The organism is Micromonospora sp. NPDC049523 (genome assembly GCF_040676775.1).
Classification (GTDB): domain Bacteria; phylum Actinomycetota; class Actinomycetes; order Mycobacteriales; family Micromonosporaceae; genus Micromonospora_G.
This window is the reverse complement of the sequence record NZ_JBFAPP010000019.1, coordinates 60700-82444: the sequence shown is the minus strand read 5'-3', so window position 1 is coordinate 82444 and position 21745 is coordinate 60700. Positions and strand designations below refer to the sequence as shown.

Genomic DNA, 21745 nt, shown 5'->3' with positions numbered 1-21745 from the left:
ACCCCTTGTTACCAATCGTGACCGCCCTGCCTTTGTCGGTAGTTGTCAGATCCTGGCGTTGACCTGCACAAACGCCGCCAGCCACTAATCATCGCCTGTCACTGATTGTCAGTGGTAACCAGGGGTTTTCGGGGGGTAAGCGGGGGGCACGCCGACGGTCCCTGCGGATGCTCTTGCCCGGCATGGGGGCTCGAGCGGTGCAGCTGTCCGACCTTCGTCCTCCTCCTCGCCCGGTCCGTCGGCCGGGCGCAGCCGGCGCCGTCGACGTCGTCCGGGTTGACCGGGCCGACCCAGTTGCGATCCTCGCCCGGTCCGGGGACCGGGCGCAGCCCGGGGCCCTTGCGCGACGTCGACGTGACCGCCTCGCCGTTGCGATCCTCGCCCAGTACGTCGACCGGGCCCAGTCCCGTACCCCACCGGGTACGGGCCCGCTGCCACACAACTCCGAGGCTGAGGAAGAGCCTCTCTGGCACTAAGAGTGTCGGTGGTCCCAGCCATACTTAAGTTCGAGTGCAGCGATAGTCAGCGACCGTCGCTCTCCCGCGGCACGTGCGGCCGGGGAGGAACCCACCGAGGGTGTGCACCTCATGGTCGCTAGCGAACGGGGAGAGATGGCGACAGACCCCGCCGTCGAGACAGAGCGAGACGAGTACCTGTTGGCGCAGGTGCGGGAGGCGTTCGGTCGCGTGGTATACAGCCACAAGACCCACGAGAAGCAAGCCGACCTATGCTTCCGGAAGCACCGCAGCCAGCAGGCTGCGCTTGTCGTCTTCACGGCGGCCAGCGCCGGCACGTTCCTCGCGGCGCTGCTCGGGAACTTCGTGAGCCCGCAGATCGCAAGCCTCGTCACGTCGTTCATCGCCCTGATTGTCACAGCGCTGACCCTCGCGACGCAGAGCTTCAAGTTCGGCGAGGAGTCCGAGGCGCACCGCGACATCGCCTCGCGCCTGTGGGACGTGCGCGAGTCGTACCTGTCTCTGATCGCCGACCTGATGTCCGGCGCGACGTCGGCGTCCGATGCCCGCGAGCGCCGTGCCAAGCTCCAGGAGGCCACGCGTGCGGCTTATACCGACGCGCCCAGGACCACATCCAAGGCATATGGCAAGGCGCAGGACGGGCTCAAGAACAACGAGGAGCTGACGTTCACGTCACGCGAGATCGACCTCTTCCTCCCGGAGGCCCTCCGGCTCAACGAGAGGGACGCGGCCGCATGAAGGTCTCGGAGATCTTCGACACCCTTCTCGAGAACCTGAAGGTCGGCGACGCCAGCACCACCATCGCCGCGCGTCGGGATGAGATCACTAAGGCGCTGAACAAGGACTTCAGGTCGGTCGAGGGATCCACCGCGAACCGGCTAATGGTGGGCTCCTACGGGCGACACACAGCGATCCATGGAGTGTCCGACCTCGACATGATCTACATCCTCCCCGCCAACCTCCGCTCGAACTACGACAGCGAGACTGGGCCGCGGAGGATCCTCAACCGCGTCCGGGATGATTTGGCGGCTCGTTATCCCAGCACCGACATCCAGGTCGACCAGTGCGTCGTGCGGGTGCAGTTCACCAGCAACAAGTTCAAGTTCGAGGTTCAGCCGGCCTTCGAGAACGCTGACGGCACCTTCGACTACCCGGACACAAAGTCCGAGACCTGGAAGGTCACCAAGCCGCGCGACGAGATCACGGCGACCAAGGATTGCAACGATCGCACGTCGAAGAACATGCGCCACCTCGCTCGGATGGCCCGGGCGTGGAAGGACACGAACGGCGTGGTCATGGGCGGCCTGCTTATCGACACGCTGGTACACCGGTTCTTCTCGACCACCACCGAGTACGACGACAAGGGGTCTCTCTGGTTCGACTTTATGGTCCGGGACTTCTTCAAGTTCCTCGCGGACGAGCCTGACAAGGACTACTACCTCGCGCTGGGCAGCAACCAGCGTGTGACGGTGAAGAAGCGGTTCCAGCCGAAGGCGAAGAAGGCGTACAACCGCTGCCTCGAGGCGATCGCGGACGAGGGCAACGTATCTTCGAACAAGAAGTGGCGCAAGGTGTTCGGCACGGCGATTCCGCTTGAGGCGACCAAGTCTGCCCGGTCGTTCAGCGACACGGAGGAGTTCATCGAGAACCTGTTCCCCGTCGATATCGGGCACTCGGTGACGATCGACTGCGAGGTCACGCAGAACGGCTGGCGACCGACCCTGCTGCGGATGATGCTCCGCGACCGGACTCCGCTCCTCGCGAACAAGGGCCTCGACTTCACGATCACCGAGTGCGGCGTCCCGGAGCCGTATGACGTGAAGTGGAAGGTGCTGAACCGAGGGGAGGAGGCCGAGCGCCGGAACAACATCCGCGGCCAGATCATCTCGTCGAGCCGCCCCGGCGTGAGGCACGAGCGAACCAGCTTCCGCGGGGAGCACGTCGTCGAGTGCTACATCGTCAAGGACGGGATCGTGGTCGCACGGGACGTCATCGACGTGCCAATCAGCAACAACGCGGCCTAGCGCTACAGAGCGGCGATTGTCGTCGTTACTGGTAGGCGGCCGGAAAGCCGGGCTCTATGCAGAGAGTCGGGCATACTGGCGTTCACCATCGACCAGGTGCCCACGTGGTACACCACCCCCCGCGCGGAGCCGTCAGCCACGCCACCCGCAGTGACCTCGGCCAGCAGGTCCTCCTCGAACACCGCCCTCCAGCCGCGGCAGACCGAGCGATCATCCGGCCATCCCCGACTGTTGACAGTCCTAGCACAATCTGACTATGCAGGCACTCGCATCGCTCGTTGGCGTACTAGTCGGTGGGCTGCTCGTCATGGTGACTGACGTGCTTCGTAGACGTTCGGAGTGGAGGAGGCAGCAGTTGCAGCGCCTCTTGGATAATGGCGTCGAACTGCTTACGGTTCACCATCGCCTCGTTGGCGAACTTGTTGAGGCCTACGAGCTTGGTATATCTGTCGATCGCGTACACGGCGGTAGCGCAGAGCGCTACCGCGTCGGGACGCAGTTTTCAGCAACGCCCGGCAGTGAATTTTTACTCGACGAAGTCGAAGAGCTGCGCAAACTTCATCGCGCGCTACGCGACTCGTTCAGCAAGCCACACGAGTGGGATTCGGCCCGGGCAGAGTATGTTCGCGCGTTACGTGACATCGAGGCCAAGCTTCGGACGATCGGGTCCAGTGGCAACATCTCGCGAAGGAGTCGGGGGTCACGCAACTTTGTACCGCTCAAAAAGTCGGTCGAAGAGGTCAACACATAGGAATCTCTGTGAAGTGGCGTACGCGCGGCCCGGACGGCCTCCCCTGCGAGCTTCGTGGAACGTGTGCACTGTTCGGCGCCTACCGTCCGTTCACCGGGCGCAGCGGGGACGCCGAGCCGGCCACGCAACCAACGCCAAGCGCGTTGGGATGCTCGCCCGGTCCGGGGACCGGGCGCAGCGTCCGCGAGGCGACGCGACCCATTGCCCCACCGCCGATTACGCTCGGCACGACTCTCGAGCTCACGCAAATCAAGCGACACCGTGGACATCAACTGGAGTGACGGCACGGTTGTCAAGGCCGGGGCAGAGACCGGTCATGACCGGGAGTTGTATCTGCCCTGCGGCTGGTGCAACGACTTCCTCGAGGAGCTCACCGAGGTCGTTCAGCACCCGTTGACTTCGGCCGAAAGCGTCTGGCCTGGATCTTCTTCGCTGGCATCTCAGGGTAGATTCCGAAGTTAAGCCTTGCCCGCAGTCGGCCTCAACAGGACGACTGGCGAATGCTCGCGGTGGCTTTCTCCATCCGCGGACATGCAGCTCGGCGATGCCGCCGGTGGCCGCTCCGTCCCCCATCCATAGTGGTTGCCCGCTCGGCGGATGTGATACGCGGTCCGGGCGGGCGACACTGGCGAGATGTCAGTGAGGGGACACTGCCCGTGATCGCACCGTCGATTGCCATAGAGGGCCCGGCCTGGGGCGAGCCGGGGCTGACGGCGCGTGCCGGCCGATACCCGTTGGCCGTGGAGGCGCCGGTCATGGCGGGCGTCGACATCCTGGTCCCCGGCGTCTCCACGCTGAGCCACTACGCCCGCTACTACGCCCTCTACTGGGCGCTGGCCGCCCACGCGGAGGCCACCGGCCTGGACGAACAGCGGTGCCGGTGGCTAATCCGGCGGACCGAGGTGGCGCTCGCGGTGATCTCCCGGGCCGCAGGCACGGACGGTCCGGATCCGGCGCCGGCGCACGGCGTGGATGCCCTGGTCCGGCTCGCCCCGGAGCCGGGTCGCGAGTTCAGCGTCGCCGACCGTGAGGGCCAGCGGTCCTACTCGCCCCGGGCCTGGGGTTTCTGGTCCCAGTACGGCGGCTCGAGCATCAAGTTGGGCACCGTGACGGTGGATCGAGGTGCGCTGCGCAGCGGCCGGCACCCCTGCCCGCCGTCAATCGTCGACATGTTCGCCCCGCTGTTCGAGATCGCCGAACGCGACGCCGGGGTGCAGGAGCCGGCGGCGCTGGCCGGCCGGCCCGAGGACCTCAGCGCGCTGACCGCGCTGATGACCGCGACCGTCGCCGGCCGGCACGACCCGGACGACTGGACCGGCGACGACCAGACCCGCCGGGCGACCCTGCGGATCCTCGCCCGCGCCTGCCATCTGCATCCGGCCAAGCCGACCTGGGTGGGGGCGTTCCGGAAGTCCGTCGCGTACGGGGCGGCGGCGCGTGAGGACTCGGTGCTCGCCGGTGACGACCGGACCCAGGCGTGGCGGGGTGTCCTGCTGCGCCACCACTCCGTGGGTGCGTGGCGTCACCTCTGGGCCGCCCTGGTCGGCGAGGTGCACCGCAACGGGCCGGTCACCCGGGAGCACCTGCGCGACTGGTTCGCCGACCAGCTCCCCGCCGGCACGGTCGCCGGCTTGGAGGCGGGGCTGCCCGACCTCGTGGACGGCCGTGGTGATCCGCTCCCCGCGGAACTGGCCCTGCGAGAGGACGAGACGCTTACCGCCAAGGTGGCGCTGCTGCTACTCGGCGCACGGCGGGCGGACCTGCTCACCGGGACAGCCCGGCGCTACTTCCTCGGTCGTCGGCGGGCCTACCTGGACCCGTCGTGGGTGGCGCAGCGCCGCACCGAGTACGTCGACTGGCCGCTGCGCGACCTGGGCCGCCAGCTGGTCGACGACATGCTCGCCCAGTCCCGGCGGGTGGCGCTGCGCAAGGCGAAGGTCCACCATGGCGGCACGATGTCGATGCCCAGCCGGTTGCACGAACGCGGTGGAGCGTACGTGGCGGCCACCCAGGAGAGCCGGGACAACATCGGGCTGCGGATCAACCAGCTCGCCGGGCTCGCCGTCCAGCTGGGGCTACTCACCCCGGAGGTGCACCAGCCCGTTACCCCGCTCGGACTGGCCCTGCTGGACGTGGCACGGTGACCGACGAGGTGCAGTGGTCGTTCCGGTCGCCGCTCAGCCTGCTCGTACGGTGGCGGGACCGGTTCGACGGGGCCCGGCTGCGGGAGTTCCTGGTCACCGGGTACACCCTCGACCTGGGGTTCCTGGAGCGGTTCGCGGTGCCCACCGCCCGGGCGCTCGGCGCGCGGATAACCGTGCTGGCCGACGCCGGGCAGGCGGTGCACGACCCGGTGGACGTGCGGCGCGCGGGTCTGGCGTACCAGCACGGCCACGCGGTCACCCGGGGCGCGTTCCATCCGAAGCTGGCCGTCCTGCTCGGCGACGACGACGTGTGGGTGACGGTCGGCTCCGGCAACCCGACGGCCTCGGGTTGGGGCCACAACCGCGAGGTGTGGCTTACCGCCTGCAGCAGCCTCGGCCGAGGCCCACGGCTGCTGCACGATGTGGCGGATTGGCTGGTGGACCTGCCCACGGTTGTGGCCGTACCGAGCTGGATCGCCCTGACCCTCAGGGAAGTCGCCGGGCGGATGCGCCCGGTGGAGGTCGATGAGGGCTGGTCGCAGGTCCGGGTGGTCGGCAACCTGCGCGCTTCGCTGCTCGGTCGCCTGCCCACCGACGCGGTGGCGGAGCTGCGCCTCGCCGCGCCGTTCTACGACCCGCAGGCTGCGGCCGTGCGCGCGCTCGTCGACCGGATGAAACCCCACGCGGTACGCGTCGCGGTGCAGCCCGCCTTCGGCCGATTCGAGGGCGGCGCACTGCTGCGGGCGACCGAGGCAGCGGTGGAGCGCGAGTTCCGGGTGCTGGCGGCCAGCCCGGCGCTGCACGGCAAGGTGGTCGAGTGGACGACGCCCGCCGGGGTGACCCACGGGATGACCGGGAGCGCCAACATCACCGCCGCGGCGCTGCTGCGCAGCACCGAGCACGGCGGCAACTGTGAGCTGGCCGTGCTGGCACCCCACCCAGTGTCACTCCTTCCCGAGGGTGAGGAGCCGAGTGAGGCGGCGATGGCCCAGCTGCGTGCGGGCCGGAGCACGAGCGTGGCAGGGAGCCCGGCACCGGTCCTGCTGGGCTGCGCCGTGGTCGACGGGACGCTGCTGGTGGAGCTGGCCGCCCCGGTCACCGGACGGGTGGTGGTGGAGACCTCGCCCTCCGGTGAGCCCGGCACCTGGCAGGCTATGGGCGTCATTCCGGTCGGCCAGGCCACGGCCCGCTTCGTGCTGACGGAGGTGACCGGTGGCGCGGTGCGCACGGTCGTTGACGTCGACGGCGTACGGGTGGAGTCGGCGGCCGTCTTCGTCACCGATCCGGCCCGGTGCCGACCGGTACGGGACGCGGACGACGCGCCGCGCCTTGGCCGGGGAACGCCCTACGAGGCGATCGAGGTGTTCACCGATCCGGCGCTCGCCGCGCGGTTCACCGCCGACCTGGAACGGCTGACCACGCTCGTGCCGCCCCGGCCCCGCACCCCGTCGGCCCCCTCGGACCGGCCGGGGGTCGACGTCCGCACCGACAGCGACCGCTGGCGGGACTACCTGGAGGACTCCGACCGCGTGCTGGGACCGGATTTGTCCCGCCTCGTCTTCCCGCGCCGCCCACCGACGGTGGGCGACCGTCGATCGAGCTTCGTCGTCGACGACGTACGCGAGGACGAGCCGACCGAGGAGGAGGCCGACATCGCGCCCGACGCGCCGACGGGCGACGACCCTGCGGACGGCAACCTCCTCGACCGGCTGACCGCGAGCGAGCGGGCCCGCTACCGGGACTTCGCCACCCGGTGGGCGGAGGCGGTCAGCACGCCGACGGTGGACAGCGACCGTGGGTCGCTGCCACCGATGCACCTGCGGATGCTCGCCGCGTCGATGTACCTCACGCTGCTCGCCGAAGGCATGTGGCGCGACGACGGCTGGCGTAACGATCTGCGGTGGCTGGCGTGGGCGCTGGTGCCCGACGACAACGCCCTGGACGAGCTGCCGGCCGAAGCCTTCGCGCACCTGTACGCGTGGCTCGCCCTGGTAGTGGCGACCCTGCGGGAAGGCGCGCGACTGCACGGCAGCCAGGACGCGGACGCGCTGGTGACCGCGGCCTGGCGGGACGCCGCCGAGTGGGTGGCCGAGACCGACCTCGCGCTGGCCGAGGCTCTGCTGCTGCCGGCCGGGCACCTGTTCGCCGTGGTGGCGAGTGCGTCCGCGCTGCGGGAGACCGTCGAGCTCGCGCGCGGCGCCAAGGACGACCCGTACGCCGAGGCCCGGTCGGCGTTCGCCGATGCCGGGCTGGCCGTACGCCTCGAGGCGGGTGTCTGGCGACTCGACGGTGTCACCGGCAACCCGCAGCGGGCCGCCGCCGACGTGGTGACCACGGTGGGGCGGGTTAGCGGCCGAGCGGCGGTGGCGGTGGCCTGCACCGGAACCCGTGCGGTGCTGGTCGCCTGCGACGACCGGATCATGCTGCTGGTCGACTCGCGCACCGCGATGTGGTCGGTGTACGAGCTGTCCTCCGTGCGTACGCCGCTCTCCCTCGTCGCCGGTGCGGTGGGCGGGCCCCCCTCCGGGGCCCGCACCCGTCGTCCGCTGCGCACCCCACCTCCGCAGGTAAGCGAGCTGGGCCAGCTGCTCGGTGTGGACCTCGCCGCCACGGCCGCCGGCCTGAAATCCTGACGTCACGGGCACGACGGTGGCCCCAGCCGCGCCCGGTCGGACTGCCACGTGTGCAGGGCGTGACCCTGCAAAACATCAACGGGGGGTGCGAAAAACCGCTCTACGGTGGGCTCGGTTTCGTCTCGTGCTCCCCACGCCCGTGGGGGTGGTCCGCCGGAAATCTCTGCCTGGGTGGTGGAGATCGAGTGCTCCCCACGCCCGTGGGGGTTGTCCGGCGGCGGCACCATGGAGTACCGCGGGGGCGTCGTGCTCCTCACGCCCGTGGGGGTGGTCCGTGGGACGCCTGCCTGTTGGTCGACCAGATCGAGTGCTCCCCACGCCCGTGGGGGTGGTCCGCCGACCGCAGTGTGACGGCCGGAGAACCCGATGTGCTCCCCACGCCCGTGGGGGTGGTCCGGGCACCGCGGACTTCTGGACCCTCGGCACCCGCCGGAGCTGACGCGCGTCCGACTGCTGGCCGCGCTGGACACCGAGCCGGGCCCGGTCCGCGCGTCGGTCACCTCGATCCTGGATGCTCTCCGCCCGAGCAAATACAACCTGGCCGTCCAGCTGCGACGCCGGGCCAACGCTGGGATCGGTAGCTTCCCCGTCAGCGGCTGCCCGTCAGGAGGATGCGACACCTGCACGACATGCGGCGACGGATGCCTCGACTGCTCGGCCTGCGACAACGGCGAGTGCGACACCTGCATACCACCGGTGATCACGCCCCGAACGGCGCAGCTGCTGTACGTCGCGGCGGTGATCCTGAGCGACGAGATCACCGGCGCCATGGGAGACCTGGACGTGTGGGGCTTCCCGCCGTTTGTCAAGAAGCTGCCCCCGGCAGCGCTGGCCCAATTCCGCACCGCGTTCCTCACTCTGGCCACGCCCACGGTGTCGAACCCCACCCGCAGACAAACGCCGAGGAGATGGCCCTGCACATGATGACCGACCGCGCCATCGTGGAACTCGAACTCGGCAGCTCCGACGACGAGTTGGAACGGCTGCCCGAGTCGGCCGCCGACTACGACTGGGAGGGCGTCCTGGACGCTTTCTTCCAGGACAACGACTACGCCGGGCTGATGACCTCCCGGGGCAAGCTGCCCGCAAAGGAGGTTGCCAACCTGTTCGAACGATTCGACAACATGCCCGACCGTCCGTACGCGACAACCGCCTGACGGCAGGGTCGCCGTCACGGACGGCGCGTCGCGTCGCGAGCGATTGCAACGCGCCGTCCGGTATGGACAACACATCGCCCGTCCTATCCAGCCCCATTAACCTTTCGGCCCGTGCCGGTCGAAAGCAGTGCGGCCAGCGGCACGCGCAACGGGAAGGGGTAGACCTTGATGCCGACCGGCGGTGGCCGGCCGTCCGATGCGACGGCCGATGGACTCGGTGGTATGAGGTGTCGATCGGTTGGTTGGGTACCTCCCCGGGGTAATGTCACACCCGGCAAGGACCTTGCGTCGTCATCGCCCTGGCGCACAACGTGACCAGCGACGTCGAGGACTACCTGCGCCGTGTTCCGGCCGCACGCTCGTACGGTAGCGACCAGGCGTCGCCGGTGAGGATCGACATCAAGCCCTCCTCGTTTCCGAATAGAGTCATACCCAGCACATAAGGTCCGGGCATGAGCAATTGCGCAGTACTTCGGTGCCCGAATCCGGTTGAAGACGTGGTCGCCGACAACTCGACGCGACGCCGGGAATACGGTGTGTGTACCTCGCACGCTGAAAGGATCCGTGGCGGTGCTGAGTGGCGGCCTGACGCCGACCAGGTGAACCACGACCGTCGTCCCGTGGTCATCTTGATGGGGGACGACCTGGCGGCTGGCAACCTGCGCTTCAGAGGCTACCGCTTCGAGACCAACATGCTCAGCATCGGCTCGTCCGGGGAACCAATCCACAAACTCACCTTGATCGGTGACCGTGGCTGCGAGGAGGAGGAGTTCACCTTCGAAATCACTGCGGTCCAGCTTGGACGCATCTCTCGGGACTTTGCCCGGTACGACAAGCCCTCAGATCACCAGTAGTCAAGCAGCTGAGGTGCCGTGGCGGTGCAGGGGTGGGCGCCGGAGTCAACGTGAAGTACCCAAACCGGACATCGGTTCCCGCCAAGAAGGCGCAAGCCGGCACCGGTCGCTACCTCAACCGGCAGCATCCGTGGTCCGCGTCGTGCCGTCGCGCCACGCCGACCCCGGTCAAGCCGGCGCAGTATGGTGGCCGGTGATACCTCTGGCCCCGACTCTGGGAGCGACATGACCGGCACTGCGCCCTCAAAGCCTGGCAATGCGACCGATGCCCCGACCTGATCACCGACCCGGACATGGCACTTGTGGTGTGGCGCCGCGAGGATCAGAAGCTCAAGGGCTTCCTGATCGTGCACAAGTCCGTCGATGGGCGGAGCTGCGACCCGGGCGACCAGGCCGGATACCGCGAGAGCAGCGAGCTGAGCACGTTTCTCGGAGAAGCGGGAGCCGCTTACCTGCTCAGTTGGCTCAGTATGGGCCCGGTGAGGGGCGTGCCGGATACTAACCGGGTCGCCGATCTCGACGAGTTCGTTGACCTCTTTCGGCGGGTCCAGTTGCCGTGGTACGAGCAGGCCCGGCCCCACTTCCAGGACGAAGAGACCCAACACTGGCTGTCGGACGCCAACGAGTACTACCCGTACATTCCGGAAACCCTAGAGCGGACCGCTAAGCGGGCTTGGGTGGCGCGTAGGTAGAGCCGCAGCGCCGATCCGGGTGTACACGAGGCCACTTCCGGGTCGGCGCTCACGAGCCGCCACTGTTCGATCGCCATCAGCCCGCCGTCGCGGCCATCCAGAATCGGCTCTCGCGGCGATCGCTACCACTCCTTGATGGGCTGTTGCGGTCTGGGTGGAAGCTCGACCACATCGGCAACCGCGAGGAGCTTGGCCGCCACGTAGTCTCCCAGGTCCACTGCCAGCCGCTCGCGGGTCGAGGCACATGCGATCCACGAGCTTCGGGCCCTGCCCGCGAGCCTTTCCGCAGCGTCAGCTACCGCCCCTTGATGCACCGCCATTAAGGCCTGGATGTCCGGCTCGTCGGGCTGGAGGTTCTCGATGCCAGCCACGTTGTCGCTGCGGTCCGTCAAGTTGTCGAGGAAGATCACCGGTGGCCCTTGCTCGATGAGTCGCGGGTCGTAGTCACGGGCCATTTCGTAGGCCCGGTACGTCCCCAAATCGGCCGGCGGGTAGCCGGCGTCGAGTAGGCGGCGGAGTGCGGCGTACGCGTTGTGGGTCTTCCCGGACATAAAGGGGCCGAGCAGGAGGAGGCGGGCCTTGGAGCCGGACAGGACCGCGCGGCACCAGTGGTCGACCTCTGGCAGGGACGTCTCGGCGTCGCTGAAGTTGGCAGGAATGAGGTGCTCTGGCACTGGCCCTCCTGGCGGAATTGTTGTCGACCGGTCGCATTTTGTGAGCACCGTACTGCGGGGCCGGGGACAACACCGGCTCAACCTGCCGAGATCGGACCACGGGATGGGTTGAGACCACTCGGGCTGACCCCCTCGGTCAGCGGGTCACGATCGTCTGTGCCCGTGCCTGCCTGCAGACGCTACGGTGGACAATCGTCTGGTCGGTGGTCGATGGGAGTGGGCATGGTCGCGGAGTGGATTCTGTCGGCGGTGACAGCAGGTGGGTACGCCCTGGTGGGGGCCGTGGCCACCGATGCGTGGGAGACAGCGCGGTCCGGTGTCACCCATCTGTTCAGCCGGACGAATCAGCGCCGCGCCGACCTGGCGACCGAGTGGGCGGACGACACGTCGGCGGAGATCACCGCCGCGCCGGCTGGGCAGCAGACGCAGGTGCGGCGGCGATGGGAGCAGACCTGGCAGCAACGACTCGCCGACCTCGTCGAGGAGCACCCCGATCTGGGCGAAGAGCTGCGGACCTGGGTGGACGACCTGCGTCGCCGACTGCCGGCCGCTGAGCAGGCACGGGTCAACACGTTCATCGCCCGAGACCACGCGACGCAGTACAACGCACCGGACGGGACGATAACCGTCAACGTTGGCCCCGACCGATCCTCTACCTCGTGAACGGCCCCACGGAAGCCGGCGGCGACCGGTTCGAGGCGTCAGGCCACGGGGTCCAGTACAACGCCCCGGGCGGGACGATCAATTTGCTTGGTTCCAGCGACGACGCCCGCCGCTCGCCCAGCATCGGCGTGGGTCAGGGGGCGCCGGGCCAAGAGCGAGCGTTTCGGGCAGCTCACCAGGCAGCCGGAGGCGAGCGAGTTCTCGGAGCGCCCGACAACGAGGCCTACCAGGACGGCCCCGGGTGGGTGCAGGATTTCCACGGTGGCCCCGGTCAGCCCGAGGCGGTGATCTGCGCCCGGTTCGGGCACGACCCGGTTGCCATAGACGCCGGGACCTGGGATGCGCTGCGGGCGATCAGTCCAGGCCAGTTCGCTGACGTCGGCTACCCGGTCCGATCCGCTTCGTCCTCGTTCGTGGACGGCGCTTCTCGCTCGGTCACGCTCGACGGGGGCCAGTGGGGGCCGGGCGAGCTGGTACGCCGCGAAGACGGGTCGTGGCGCTGGCAACCGCAGTTGCGTTTCGGGTTCGAGACGCGAGGCCTGGACTGGTGGACCTCCACCGGTGAACGCATGGACCTGCGACTGCGGTGCGTGGCTCGACTTTCCTGGCGGCACAGCGAACGGGCCATCGATGGAGCCGGTCGTAAACGTCTGCGTGCTGCCCTGGACGCCGGCCCGCTGCCCGCGCTCGCGACGTCTCTGGCCCGGCGTATGGGCCTGTCCACCGATATGGGCAGGTGGGAACGAACCCCGACCGACGAGGGCTACAACGACGAGCGCTTTGCCAGCTACCGGCTCCGCCTCACCAACGAGTCCGGGCGCACGGCCCTTGGGCTGTGGGCACGGTTCCAGCTACCCGACGGCTTGCAGCCCACCATCGTGGCCATCGTCGACCTGCGGATCGATCGCACCGCGTTGACGGCGTTGGACGGAACATCAAGCGGCGCGGCCCTCCGCCTGGATCTCGGCGATCTCCGCCGCTTCTTCGTGGCGGCCTGGACCACCGTGCACGATGACCTTCCGTTGGCCGTAACTGCTGACCCACGCGATCAAGCTCCCGCAGGACCAACAGTCACGGAACTGCATCTACAAGCCGAGTTCGCCAACACACCGGCCGACGGCCACGCCGGCGACCTGCAGGAACTGATCGACCTGAGCGTGCTGGGCGAAACCACCCGGGACGTGCTTCCTCGGATGTCGATCGCTGTCACCTCCCCGCCGGTGCCGCCGACGCAGGTCGACGACCTCGTCAGCGTCGCACTCCGGCGCATGGCCACGAACTTCGGCTTCCTTGAGCCCGAGGGTGACCTCTAAACCGTTAAAAACCTCGCCAGCATCCGACCGCCGACCCATGCAGCAAAGGGCTACAAAGGTTGGTAGGCACAGGTCTGTTGTGGAGCGCTTCGTTGTGGCCCGGGGTAGTCGCTGTCCGAGGTGTCGACCACCTCGTCCAGATCTTGGAACAGCGACTACGACAGATCCACCGGGCCTGAGCAAGGTCGTCGAGGAGCGCGTCGAGTTCAGCCGATCGATGGGAGGATAGTGCCGTATCTTTCGGTATGCCGGGACTGCCCCATTAGCCACATGGACGCAGAGAGTCCAGCGAGTCACTCTTGTGACTCACCGGCGCGTGACCGCTGCTGCGGCGGCAGGCCACCTGCCGATGACCCACTGCCAGTCGGGGTATCCCGTCATCCGGGGGAGCCATGCTGTCGAGTCAGTTCTCCGCGCTGGGACCGGTGTTGCCGTCGAGCGATTTGCGGAAGTCGAAGCCGTCGGCCGCGAAGGCGCTGACCAGCCGGGTGGCGGCGCTCGCGGCGGCGTCATCCACTACGCATGCTGCGGCGATGATGTCGCGGATGAGCGTCTCGTTTCGTCGAACCACTCCCCCGTGATGATCGGGACGGCCGGCGAACCGTTCAAGAACGCGTAGACATTCCTGCGGGTACGCGGGCGCGAGGGTATGCAGTCGGCGCAGCACTGCCAGGTCGAGCCCGACGTCCGGGTCGAGGACAAGGACGTCGCGCAACTGGGCGAGTGACCACGCGTCGTCGAACTCACCGTTCACGAACCAGAGGCCGAAGTCGAGTAGCTCGGTCGGATCGGATCCGTCCCGGACCGCGTCGATGCGGTGCTCCCACAGCCGCACGAGCCGGTCGCGGAGTCCAGGATCGATCGGCTCCTCGCGCTTCAAGGTGCGCCCCGCCGATCCGATGATCGTGCTGGTCGCCTCGGCGGGCGCCCGCTCGTAGAACCGCCGCAGGAGACCGTCCGGGTCATCGAGGTCGAGCTGGCCGAACCAGAACCGGTTGCCTAGGTGAAACGCTAGCCGGCTGGCTCGCATCTTGGCCCACTCGTTGTCGGTCGTGGGTGTGAGGGTCTCCACCGCGCGCATGTACTGCGGTCGAAGGAGCGCCCACCCTGCGTCAGTCGGGCTGCTTTCGAGGTGCCCGTTCCAGGCAGCGCGGTAGGCCCGGGCGTGTTCGGGCTCGGTCGGCAGGATGTCGCGGAGGTGGGTGGTGGTCCAGGCATGGTCCAGTCGCAGCAGCGTTTGCAGGTGTTTGCCGAAGATCTCGCGGATCGCCGGTGCCCGGTCGGTGGCCGGGGATACGTGGGCGTCGAGCACCTGCATTACCTCAGGCACGCTGCTGCCCTCGGATCGCCGCTGTGCGCGCACGCCCCAGAGGATCACCGCACGCAGCGCCTCCGGGCGGACGGCGTCGAGTGAGTCCGTCGACAGGTCGTCGGCGTCTGGTTCGTCGGGGATGGCCTTCGGGTGGGGGTCGGGGTCGGTGCAGGCGGCAGGAGTACGCGCTCGCCAACCAGATCGAGCACCCCCGCAACGTCTACCTCCGCGAAGACGCCCTCACCGACACACTAGACACCTGGCTGGCCTCCGCCTTCACCCCACACCGCCTCGAACGAACCATCACCGCGATCACCGACGCCCAGCCCGCCGAACACCCACCCGCCCTCGCTGCAGCAGCCAAGGCGATCATCGCCGAGTGTGACGCCAAGCTTGAGCGCTACCGGGCCACCCTCGACGCCGGCGCCGACCTCGCGGTGGTCACCACCTGGATCACCCAGACCCAGGCAGACCGCGCCCGCGCCGAAGCCGACCTACAAGCACAAACGAACACCAGTTCCGGTCGTATGACGCGGGGCGAAATCACGTCCCTCGTGCAGACACTCGGCGACATGGTCACCGTGCTAGGCGACGCCGACCCCGCCGACAAGGCCGAGGTCTACCGACAACTCGGACTCCGACTGAACTACGACCCGGACGCACAAACGGTGCGCACCGAGATTGATCTCAATGCGCACCGTGGGGTATTGGTACGTGTCCGAGGGGGGACTTGAACCCCCACGCCCTATACGGGCACTAGCACCTCAAGCTAGCGCGTCTGCCATTCCGCCACCCGGACTTACATACGTTTCCCTGCCGTTGACCTTGGAGCGGTTTCACCGTCCATCGGCTGCCCGGCGGGCCGCACGGTGGATTACTGTACACGTCAGGCGTGGATCATGCACAACGCCCGCCACCCACCCGCCTGACCAGCACAAATGTCCGATCATGCGAAATTCCATGGCCTCCCAGGGCAGCCCCGCGCACGATGGCGCGATGACGATCACGCGTACGAACCCGGAGGGGTTGCATGGGACTCCGGGGTATCACCACGTGACGGTGGTGTCCGCTGGGCGTACTGCGTATCTCGCTGGGCAGTGTCCGCTCGATTCGACCGGGGCGTTGGTGGGTGCGGGGGACGTGGGCGCCCAGGTGGACCAGGTGGTCGCGAACACTCTTACCGCACTCGCCTCGGTCGGCGCCGGTCCCGAGCAGGTCGTACGGACGGTGATCTACGTGGTCACCGATGATCGGGCGGTGCTCGGCGATGTCTGGTCGCGTCTGCGGGATTCGCCACTCGGAGCGGCGTTCGCCAGTGCCAGCACCCTGCTCGGGGTGGCCCAGCTGGGTTTCCCCGGCCAACTGGTGGAACTCGACGTCACCGCCGCCCTGGCCTAGGGGCCGGCCACTTCTTCCTGTTGTCCAGAACCTGACACCTCGGGCGGTTCCTGAGCGCGCGGATCGCGGTGGAACGGGACGCGCCGGGTGGCGTGCGGGCGGGTGCGACGGGCACGATGACGGACGTGTCCCAGCCGCCTCCCCTGCCCGCCGTCCGACGCAACGCGCAGGCGCTCTCCGACGCCGGCGACTCCCCCGGTGCCCGCAGGCTGCTCAGCCAGGCGATCGAGGCGGGCCGGCCGGCGTACGGGGAGGATGACCGGGAGGTGCTGGCGACCGGGCATCTGCTGGCCCGGCTGCACGTACAGGCCGATGATCCGGCTGCTGCGCGGCGGGTGTTGGAGGAGGCGCTCGCCGCGGGTCTGCGGCGGTGGGGCGATGGCGATCCGCTGCTGCTGGCGATCTCGTTCGATCTTGGCGCGGTCGCGGAGGAGTTGGGCAACCGGCACGAGGCCCGCCGCAACTTCACCCGGGTGGCCACCGCCGGGCCCGCGGCGCTCGGTGCCGACCACTGGACGGTACGGGCGGCGCGTGAATACCTCGGCGAGTCGCCCGCGGCGGGTGGCGCCGGAGCGGTTCCGGAACCGTCCACCATCGTTTTCTCCGCAAGCAGCGCCGGAACCGGAGCCGCGGCTGCCGCAGCGGACGCCCCGTCGGCGGTCGGTGGTGCCGGAGGCCTTGCGCCGAACGCCGCAGCACCCGTGCCCGGGCCGCTACCGGTTGACGGGACCGCCAGCGTGCACCAACCCGTCGCGCCGCAGTCGACCACGGCCGCCCTGCCACCGGTCGCGCCGCGATTCGCCTCGTCCCCGCCCCGGACCGCACCAACCCCGCCACCCGGGCGGCTAGGGCCGCCAGCAACCCAGCCGGGGTCGGTACAGCCGCCACCGGCTACGCCAGCACCGTCGCCGCCACCAGCACGACCGCCGGCAACGCCGACCCCAATACCGTCGTCGCCACCAGCACGACCGCCGGCATCGCCGACCCCAATACCGTCGTCGCCACCAGCACCACCGCCGGCAACGCCGACACCAACACTGCCGCCGGCACCACAACAGACGCCGACGCAGGCAATACCGACGCAGGCGATGGCATCACAGGCGGGCCTGCCCACGGGCGAGACCGGGCGCCGGGTGACGTACGCGGGTGCCGGTGACGAGGCTCCGACCCGGCCCATCCCGATGCAGCGGACGTGGCCGGGAACGGAACCGGAGGCGGGCGTTTCGGCGTACCCGTCGGTGTCGGCGCCGCAGCTGCCGCCGTACCAGGTGATCACGACGCCGACCTCGGCGGCGCCGGAGCCCGCCCCGGCCGGCCGGGGTCACGGCGCGGTGATCGCGGCCGGGATCGCGGCGGCGGTGGCGGTGCTGGCCGCGATCGTGGTGGTGGTCGTCACGCTGCTCGACGCACCGGCCACACCGAACACCGGGCCGGACGGCGGGCCGCCGGTCGGGCCGAGTGCGGGGGCGGAGGGGAATCCGGGTGCCGGTGGCAGTCCGCCGACCGAGCTTGCCCTGCGCGACGAGGGTACGACGGTCACGATCACCTGGGTCGATTCGAGCGGCGGTACGGTGTCGTTCATCGTGGCCGGCGGCCGGAGCGGGCAGCAGCTCGGTCCGATGGCGACCCTGAAGCCCGGCAGCACGAAGCACACGGTCAATGGGTTGAGCGCGACGGTCGACTACTGCTTCACCGTGGTCGCGATCTACTCGACCGAGGTCGTCGCCACCTCCGAGCAGGTGTGCACCAAGCGCGGCTAGGTCCGCCGGTAGGGTCCACAGTCGGCACCGGCTGTGTCCACAGACGTACCCGGCGGGTTCCCACCCGGATTGACCAGGCCATATGATGGCACCCGGTTTCTGGGAGGCGCGCGGTCGGATCCGGCCGCGATCAGGTGAGAGGCGGCCGGCTGTGGTCACCACAGACAACGGCACCATGAGCACCATCGACCCCGGCGGCAACGATCCGTCGATGTCCGGGCCGGCGCCGTTGCGGCGGTCCCGGATGCGCGGCGGTCTGGTCACGATCGGCGTCGTGGGGGCACTGGTCGCGGCGATGGGGTTGACCGTGTTCGGGCTCGGCTCGGCGGACAACGCGGTCGCCAGCTACGACGCCAGTTCCTGGTTGTGGAGCACGGCGCGCAGCGAGTTGGCCCGGGTCAACGGGATCACCGCGCGGGTGGACACCCGGATGCAGTTGCCGCAGGGGCGCAGTCATCCGATGCAGGTGACCCAGACCGACCGGATGCTGGTGCTGCGCGATCTCACCACCGGCCAGATCAGCTCTCTCGATCTGGCGACGCTCCAGGTTGTCGCCCGGACGCAGAGCACCTCCGGGATCGGGGTCAACGTCGCGCTGCACGAGGACTCGGCGTTCGTGGTGGACACGGTCCAGGGCATCGTGCGCCAGCTCGACCCTCGTACGCTGGCGCCGGTCGGCGAGCAGGTGCGTTTCCTGCCGGGGATCACCGGTGGTGCCTTCGACGGCAAGGGCCGGCTCTGGGTCGGGGTGCCGAGCGAGGGCACGATCTCGGCGATCACGCCGGCCGCGTTGCCGTCGGCCAGGGCCTCTTCCGGCGGCGGGAACGGTGCCGGGTTGAGCCCGAAGGAGGTACGCAGCCTCACGGTCGCCGAGCCGAGCCACGATCTTGCCCTTTCCACCCTGGACGACGGGGTGGCCGTACTGGACCGGACGGCGGGGGTGCTGACCACGGTGCGGGGCGAGGAGCAGCCCCGTACGGTCAAGCTGGACATCAGTGGTCCGGCCTCGATGCCGGAGCGGTCCACCGGTGACCGGGTGGCGGTGACGGTGACGGACGCTCGCAATGTCTACGTGGTCGGTGACGACGCGGTGCAGCAGCAGTTCGCGGTTCCCGGTGCGGGCCTGCTGACCCCGGCGGTCGCCTGGGCGGGCCGGTTGTACTGTGCGGACGCGCAGACCGGGACGGTCTACTCGTTCGACTCCGCTGGCAAGCTCGTCGACACGATCAAGGTCGCCGAGGCGACCGGGCCGCTGGAGTTGGAGGTTCGGGAGAACCACCTGTTCATCAACGCGCCGAGTTCGGCCTACGCCCAGGTGGTCGACGACAAGAACACGACCCGGCCGGTGAACAAGTATGCCAACGACATTCTCGGCGGGGATCCGCCGCCGGTCGCGCCGCCGCCCGCCCCGCCGCAGAAGCCGCTGGTCGGCAAGCCGGGCGCGCCGAGGAACGTGACGGCCGCGGCCGGTAACGCGCAGGCGCGGGTGAGTTGGCGGGCGGCGCCGGCCAACGGTGCGGCGATCACTCGGTACGTGGTGGAGGGCGCGGGCAAGGAGTTCGAGGTCGGCGCGAACCAGCGCTCGCTGGAGGTCACGGGTCTGACCAACGGGGAGTCGTACCGGTTCTCGGTGCGGGCGGTGAACGCGAAGGGCACCGGTCCGGCGAGGACCAGTAACGCCGTGGTCCCGACGTCCGAGGTGCCGGATCCGCCGGCAAGCGTGACCGCGCAGGAGCGTCCGGACGGTACGGTGCTGGTGAAGTGGCCGGCGGCGAACGGCCAGGGTTACAAGATCGGCCGGTACGCGGTGACCGCGATCTCGGCCGGCGCCACCTCGCTGGCCGGTGAGTCGACCAAGACCGAACTGGTCATCCCCGCCGGTGAACTCGACTACGGCAACCAGTACGCGTTCCAGGTCGTCGCGGTCAACGAGAAGGGTGCGGGTTCGACCCCGTCGCCGGTGAGCAACTCGGTGGTTCCGTTCGCCAAGCCGGACGCCCCGACGAATCTTGCCGCGACCACCGTGGCCGGCGAGGCCGGGGCGATCTCGGCGGTCTGGGCCGACGCCCGCGACAACGGTCGACCGGTGACGAAGTACGTGGTCACCGCCGGCGGGAAGACCACCGAGGTGACCGAGCCGCGGGTGAAGCTGACCGGGCTCGGCGACGCCCAGACGATCACGATCAAGGTGCACGCGGTGAACGAGGCCGGTGCTGGCGCCGACGCGACCGACACGGCCCGTACGGTGGCGCCGCCTCGGGTGACGGTGACCGGCAGCACCTCCGACGTCACCTCGGTGACGGTCAACTTCACCGTGGACGCCGGTGGTGGTCAGGCCACCTGTTCGGTGACCCTGACCGGGCGGCCGGCGGTCGCCGGTGCCTGCTCCAGCATCCGGGTCACCGGGCTGACGCCGAGCACGAACTACAACTTCACCGTCACCGCGAACAACGCCGCCGGCCCCGGCACGGCCACCGGCTCCCGGCAGACCAACGACCAGTTCGGGATCGCGACCTGCAACAACGGCCAGAACGGCGACACCGCCACCTACTGTGACCGGGAACGGGACGGCCGCAACGGCAACGAGATCTTCCGGGTGCCCCGGCAGGACAACGCGCAGCAGGCCGGTTGGGCGAAGCCCGGCACCCGGCTGCAGGCGTACTGCAAGGTGCAGGGTGAGGACGTCGACTCGTACATCTACAACAACCAGAAGCGCAGCACCTGGTGGGTGCAGGTGAACTACGACGGGCGAAACTACATTCCGTTCGCGTGGCTGAACCTGGAGGGCGGCGACAACATCAACGTGCTGCCGAACTGCTGAACGGCCACCTGACCACCGAGGATCCGACCGCCACCGAACCGGACCGACCGCGCGAGGAGCACCGTCCGCCGATGAACAGCCACGAGCCGCTCAGCCCGCAGCACGTGCAGGGCTTCGCCGCGCTGGCCGCCCGGCTCGCCGACGCCGTCAGTTCGGTGGTGCTCGGCAAGCCGGAGGTGGTCCGGTTGGCCCTGACCGCGCTCTTCGCGCAGGGTCACGTGCTGCTGGAGGACGTACCGGGTGTGGGTAAGACGACCCTGGCCCGGGCGATCGCGGCGACCGTACGCGGACAGTGGCGGCGGATCCAGTTCACCCCGGACCTGCTCCCGTCCGACGTGTCCGGAGTGACGATCTTCAACCAGGCCACCCGTGGTTTCGAGTTCCATCCCGGACCGGTGTTCGCGAACATCGTCATCGCCGACGAGATCAACCGGGCGTCGCCGAAGACCCAGTCGGCGCTGCTGGAGGTGATGGAGGAGCGGACCGTCACCGTCGACGGCGTACGGCACCCGGTCCCGCAGCCGTTCCTCGTGGTGGCGACCCAGAACCCGGTCGAGATGGACGGCACCTACCGGCTGCCGGAGGCGCAACTCGACCGGTTCCTGGTGAAGCTGACCATCGGCTACCCGGACGAGGCGGTGGAGATCGAGGTGCTGCGCGGGGCCACGAACCGGTCACCGGAGGCACTCGAACCGGTGACCGACACCGCCACCGTCGGCGAGATGGTGCGGATGGCCCAGCGGGTGCACATCGCCGACCCGCTCTACGCGTACGCGGTCCGGTTGGCCGCCGCGACGCGTACGCACGCCCAGGTCCGGGTCGGGGTGAGCCCCCGTGGGGTGATCGCGCTGACCCGCGCGGCGTGTGCGTACGCGCTCATCGACGGCCGGGCCTGGATCCAGCCGGAGGATTTGAAGGCACTGGTCGAGCCGGTCTTCGCGCACCGGATCCTGCTCTCCCCCGACGCGCAGGTGCGCGGGGTGACCGCCGCCGACGTGCTGCGTCAGGCGGTGGCGTCGGTCCCGGTGCCGCTCCCCTCCGGTCAGCTCGCCCGCACCGGAGCCTGACCCGGG

The 21745-nt window shown here is 69.1% G+C and carries 18 protein-coding genes, 1 tRNA gene and 1 CRISPR repeat array; of the genes, 16 read left to right on the top strand and 3 right to left on the bottom strand.

Annotated elements, in window-relative coordinates:
• The first annotated feature begins 587 nt into the window (after positions 1-587).
• The 9 genes from AB0J90_RS26250 to AB0J90_RS26210 all read left to right on the top strand — a co-directional run bounded on the left by AB0J90_RS26250 (position 588) and on the right by AB0J90_RS26210 (position 10731).
• Positions 588-1214 (top strand): SLATT domain-containing protein, encoded by a 627-nt coding sequence (locus AB0J90_RS26250; RefSeq protein ID WP_363600144.1) that lies wholly within the window; start codon positions 588-590, stop codon positions 1212-1214.
• The gene (locus AB0J90_RS26245) at positions 1211-2500 is read left to right on the top strand and encodes a nucleotidyltransferase (protein WP_363600142.1); all 1290 of its coding nucleotides are present in this window, start codon (positions 1211-1213) and stop codon (positions 2498-2500) included. The genes AB0J90_RS26250 and AB0J90_RS26245 overlap by 4 nt, the downstream gene beginning before the upstream one ends.
• A 256-nt stretch (positions 2501-2756) precedes the next feature.
• A complete protein-coding gene (locus tag AB0J90_RS26240) occupies positions 2757-3251 on the top strand; it encodes a hypothetical protein (RefSeq protein WP_363600140.1) in 495 nt (164 codons plus the stop codon).
• A gap of 755 nt (positions 3252-4006) precedes the next feature.
• On the top strand, positions 4007-5395 hold the full coding sequence (locus tag AB0J90_RS26235; RefSeq protein WP_363600138.1) for a hypothetical protein: 1389 nt from the start codon (positions 4007-4009) through the stop codon (positions 5393-5395).
• Entirely contained in the window at positions 5392-8028 is a 2637-nt protein-coding gene (locus tag AB0J90_RS26230) for a hypothetical protein (RefSeq protein WP_363600136.1), read from the top strand. Before AB0J90_RS26235 ends, AB0J90_RS26230 begins: the two co-directional genes overlap by 4 nt.
• 124 nt (positions 8029-8152) lie before the next feature.
• Positions 8153-8425: a CRISPR direct-repeat array (repeat unit 21 nt; unit sequence CACGCCCGTGGGGGTGGTCCG).
• Positions 8426-8724: 299 nt separating this feature from the next.
• Positions 8725-8952, top strand: a complete 228-nt coding sequence (locus AB0J90_RS26225) for a hypothetical protein (protein ID WP_363600134.1) — start codon at positions 8725-8727, stop codon at positions 8950-8952.
• Positions 8937-9185 (top strand): hypothetical protein, encoded by a 249-nt coding sequence (locus AB0J90_RS26220; protein WP_363600132.1) that lies wholly within the window; start codon positions 8937-8939, stop codon positions 9183-9185. Before AB0J90_RS26225 ends, AB0J90_RS26220 begins: the two co-directional genes overlap by 16 nt.
• Positions 9186-9682: 497 nt before the next feature.
• The gene (locus tag AB0J90_RS26215) at positions 9683-10039 is read left to right on the top strand and encodes a hypothetical protein (protein ID WP_363600130.1); all 357 of its coding nucleotides are present in this window, start codon (positions 9683-9685) and stop codon (positions 10037-10039) included.
• Between the two features lie 293 nt (positions 10040-10332).
• On the top strand, positions 10333-10731 hold the full coding sequence (locus AB0J90_RS26210; RefSeq protein ID WP_363600128.1) for a hypothetical protein: 399 nt from the start codon (positions 10333-10335) through the stop codon (positions 10729-10731).
• Between the two features lie 122 nt (positions 10732-10853).
• On the opposite strand, the gene AB0J90_RS26205 is transcribed toward AB0J90_RS26210, so the two are convergent.
• The gene (locus tag AB0J90_RS26205) at positions 10854-11405 is read right to left on the bottom strand and encodes a hypothetical protein (RefSeq protein WP_363600126.1); all 552 of its coding nucleotides are present in this window, start codon (positions 11403-11405) and stop codon (positions 10854-10856) included.
• Between the two features lie 222 nt (positions 11406-11627).
• Between AB0J90_RS26205 and AB0J90_RS26200 the strand changes: the two genes are divergently transcribed.
• Together AB0J90_RS26200 and AB0J90_RS26195 are read left to right on the top strand one after the other, a co-directional pair.
• A complete protein-coding gene (locus tag AB0J90_RS26200; RefSeq protein ID WP_363600124.1) occupies positions 11628-12068 on the top strand; it encodes a hypothetical protein in 441 nt (146 codons plus the stop codon).
• Positions 12065-13381 carry a hypothetical protein gene (locus tag AB0J90_RS26195; protein ID WP_363600122.1) on the top strand — a complete coding sequence of 439 codons (1317 nt, stop codon included), beginning with the start codon at positions 12065-12067 and terminating at the stop codon, positions 13379-13381. The genes AB0J90_RS26200 and AB0J90_RS26195 overlap by 4 nt, the downstream gene beginning before the upstream one ends.
• Before the next feature lie 403 nt (positions 13382-13784).
• Here the strand turns inward: AB0J90_RS26195 and AB0J90_RS26190 are convergent, their stop codons facing one another.
• Positions 13785-14711, bottom strand: a complete 927-nt coding sequence (locus tag AB0J90_RS26190; protein ID WP_363600120.1) for a hypothetical protein — start codon at positions 14709-14711, stop codon at positions 13785-13787.
• 80 nt (positions 14712-14791) lie between these two features.
• On the opposite strand from AB0J90_RS26190, the gene AB0J90_RS26185 reads away from it, so the two are divergent.
• Positions 14792-15427, top strand: coding sequence for a hypothetical protein (locus tag AB0J90_RS26185; RefSeq protein ID WP_363600118.1), 636 nt, complete (start codon positions 14792-14794; stop codon positions 15425-15427).
• Here the strand turns inward: AB0J90_RS26185 and AB0J90_RS26180 are convergent.
• Positions 15409-15492, bottom strand: a tRNA-Leu gene (locus AB0J90_RS26180). The genes AB0J90_RS26185 and AB0J90_RS26180 overlap by 19 nt on opposite strands.
• A 149-nt stretch (positions 15493-15641) precedes the next feature.
• Between AB0J90_RS26180 and AB0J90_RS26175 the strand changes: the two genes are divergently transcribed.
• From AB0J90_RS26175 to AB0J90_RS26160, 4 genes are all read left to right on the top strand, one after another.
• Positions 15642-16091 (top strand): RidA family protein, encoded by a 450-nt coding sequence (locus AB0J90_RS26175; protein WP_363600116.1) that lies wholly within the window; start codon positions 15642-15644, stop codon positions 16089-16091.
• A gap of 125 nt (positions 16092-16216) precedes the next feature.
• The gene (locus AB0J90_RS26170; protein ID WP_363600114.1) at positions 16217-17851 is read left to right on the top strand and encodes a tetratricopeptide repeat protein; all 1635 of its coding nucleotides are present in this window, start codon (positions 16217-16219) and stop codon (positions 17849-17851) included.
• Between the two features lie 211 nt (positions 17852-18062).
• Positions 18063-20672, top strand: a complete 2610-nt coding sequence (locus AB0J90_RS26165; protein ID WP_363600300.1) for a fibronectin type III domain-containing protein — start codon at positions 18063-18065, stop codon at positions 20670-20672.
• 71 nt (positions 20673-20743) lie between these two features.
• The gene (locus AB0J90_RS26160; protein WP_363600298.1) at positions 20744-21739 is read left to right on the top strand and encodes a MoxR family ATPase; all 996 of its coding nucleotides are present in this window, start codon (positions 20744-20746) and stop codon (positions 21737-21739) included.
• Positions 21740-21745: the final 6 nt, after the last annotated feature.

What these genes read in the sequence shown, in the direction of transcription:
- AB0J90_RS26160 (WP_363600298.1), top strand. Translation starts at nt 20,744, where the DNA reads ATGAACAGCCACGAGCCGCTCAGCCCGCAGCACGTGCAGGGCTTCGCC.
- AB0J90_RS26245 (WP_363600142.1), top strand. Translation starts at nt 1,211, where the DNA reads ATGAAGGTCTCGGAGATCTTCGACACCCTTCTCGAGAACCTGAAGGTC.
- AB0J90_RS26200 (WP_363600124.1), top strand. Translation starts at nt 11,628, where the DNA reads ATGGTCGCGGAGTGGATTCTGTCGGCGGTGACAGCAGGTGGGTACGCC.
- AB0J90_RS26220 (WP_363600132.1), top strand. Translation starts at nt 8,937, where the DNA reads ATGGCCCTGCACATGATGACCGACCGCGCCATCGTGGAACTCGAACTC.
- AB0J90_RS26250 (WP_363600144.1), top strand. Translation starts at nt 588, where the DNA reads ATGGTCGCTAGCGAACGGGGAGAGATGGCGACAGACCCCGCCGTCGAG.
- AB0J90_RS26210 (WP_363600128.1), top strand. Translation starts at nt 10,333, where the DNA reads ATGGCACTTGTGGTGTGGCGCCGCGAGGATCAGAAGCTCAAGGGCTTC.
- AB0J90_RS26240 (WP_363600140.1), top strand. Translation starts at nt 2,757, where the DNA reads ATGCAGGCACTCGCATCGCTCGTTGGCGTACTAGTCGGTGGGCTGCTC.
- AB0J90_RS26175 (WP_363600116.1), top strand. Translation starts at nt 15,642, where the DNA reads ATGCGAAATTCCATGGCCTCCCAGGGCAGCCCCGCGCACGATGGCGCG.
- AB0J90_RS26235 (WP_363600138.1), top strand. Translation starts at nt 4,007, where the DNA reads ATGGCGGGCGTCGACATCCTGGTCCCCGGCGTCTCCACGCTGAGCCAC.
- AB0J90_RS26165 (WP_363600300.1), top strand. Translation starts at nt 18,063, where the DNA reads ATGTCCGGGCCGGCGCCGTTGCGGCGGTCCCGGATGCGCGGCGGTCTG.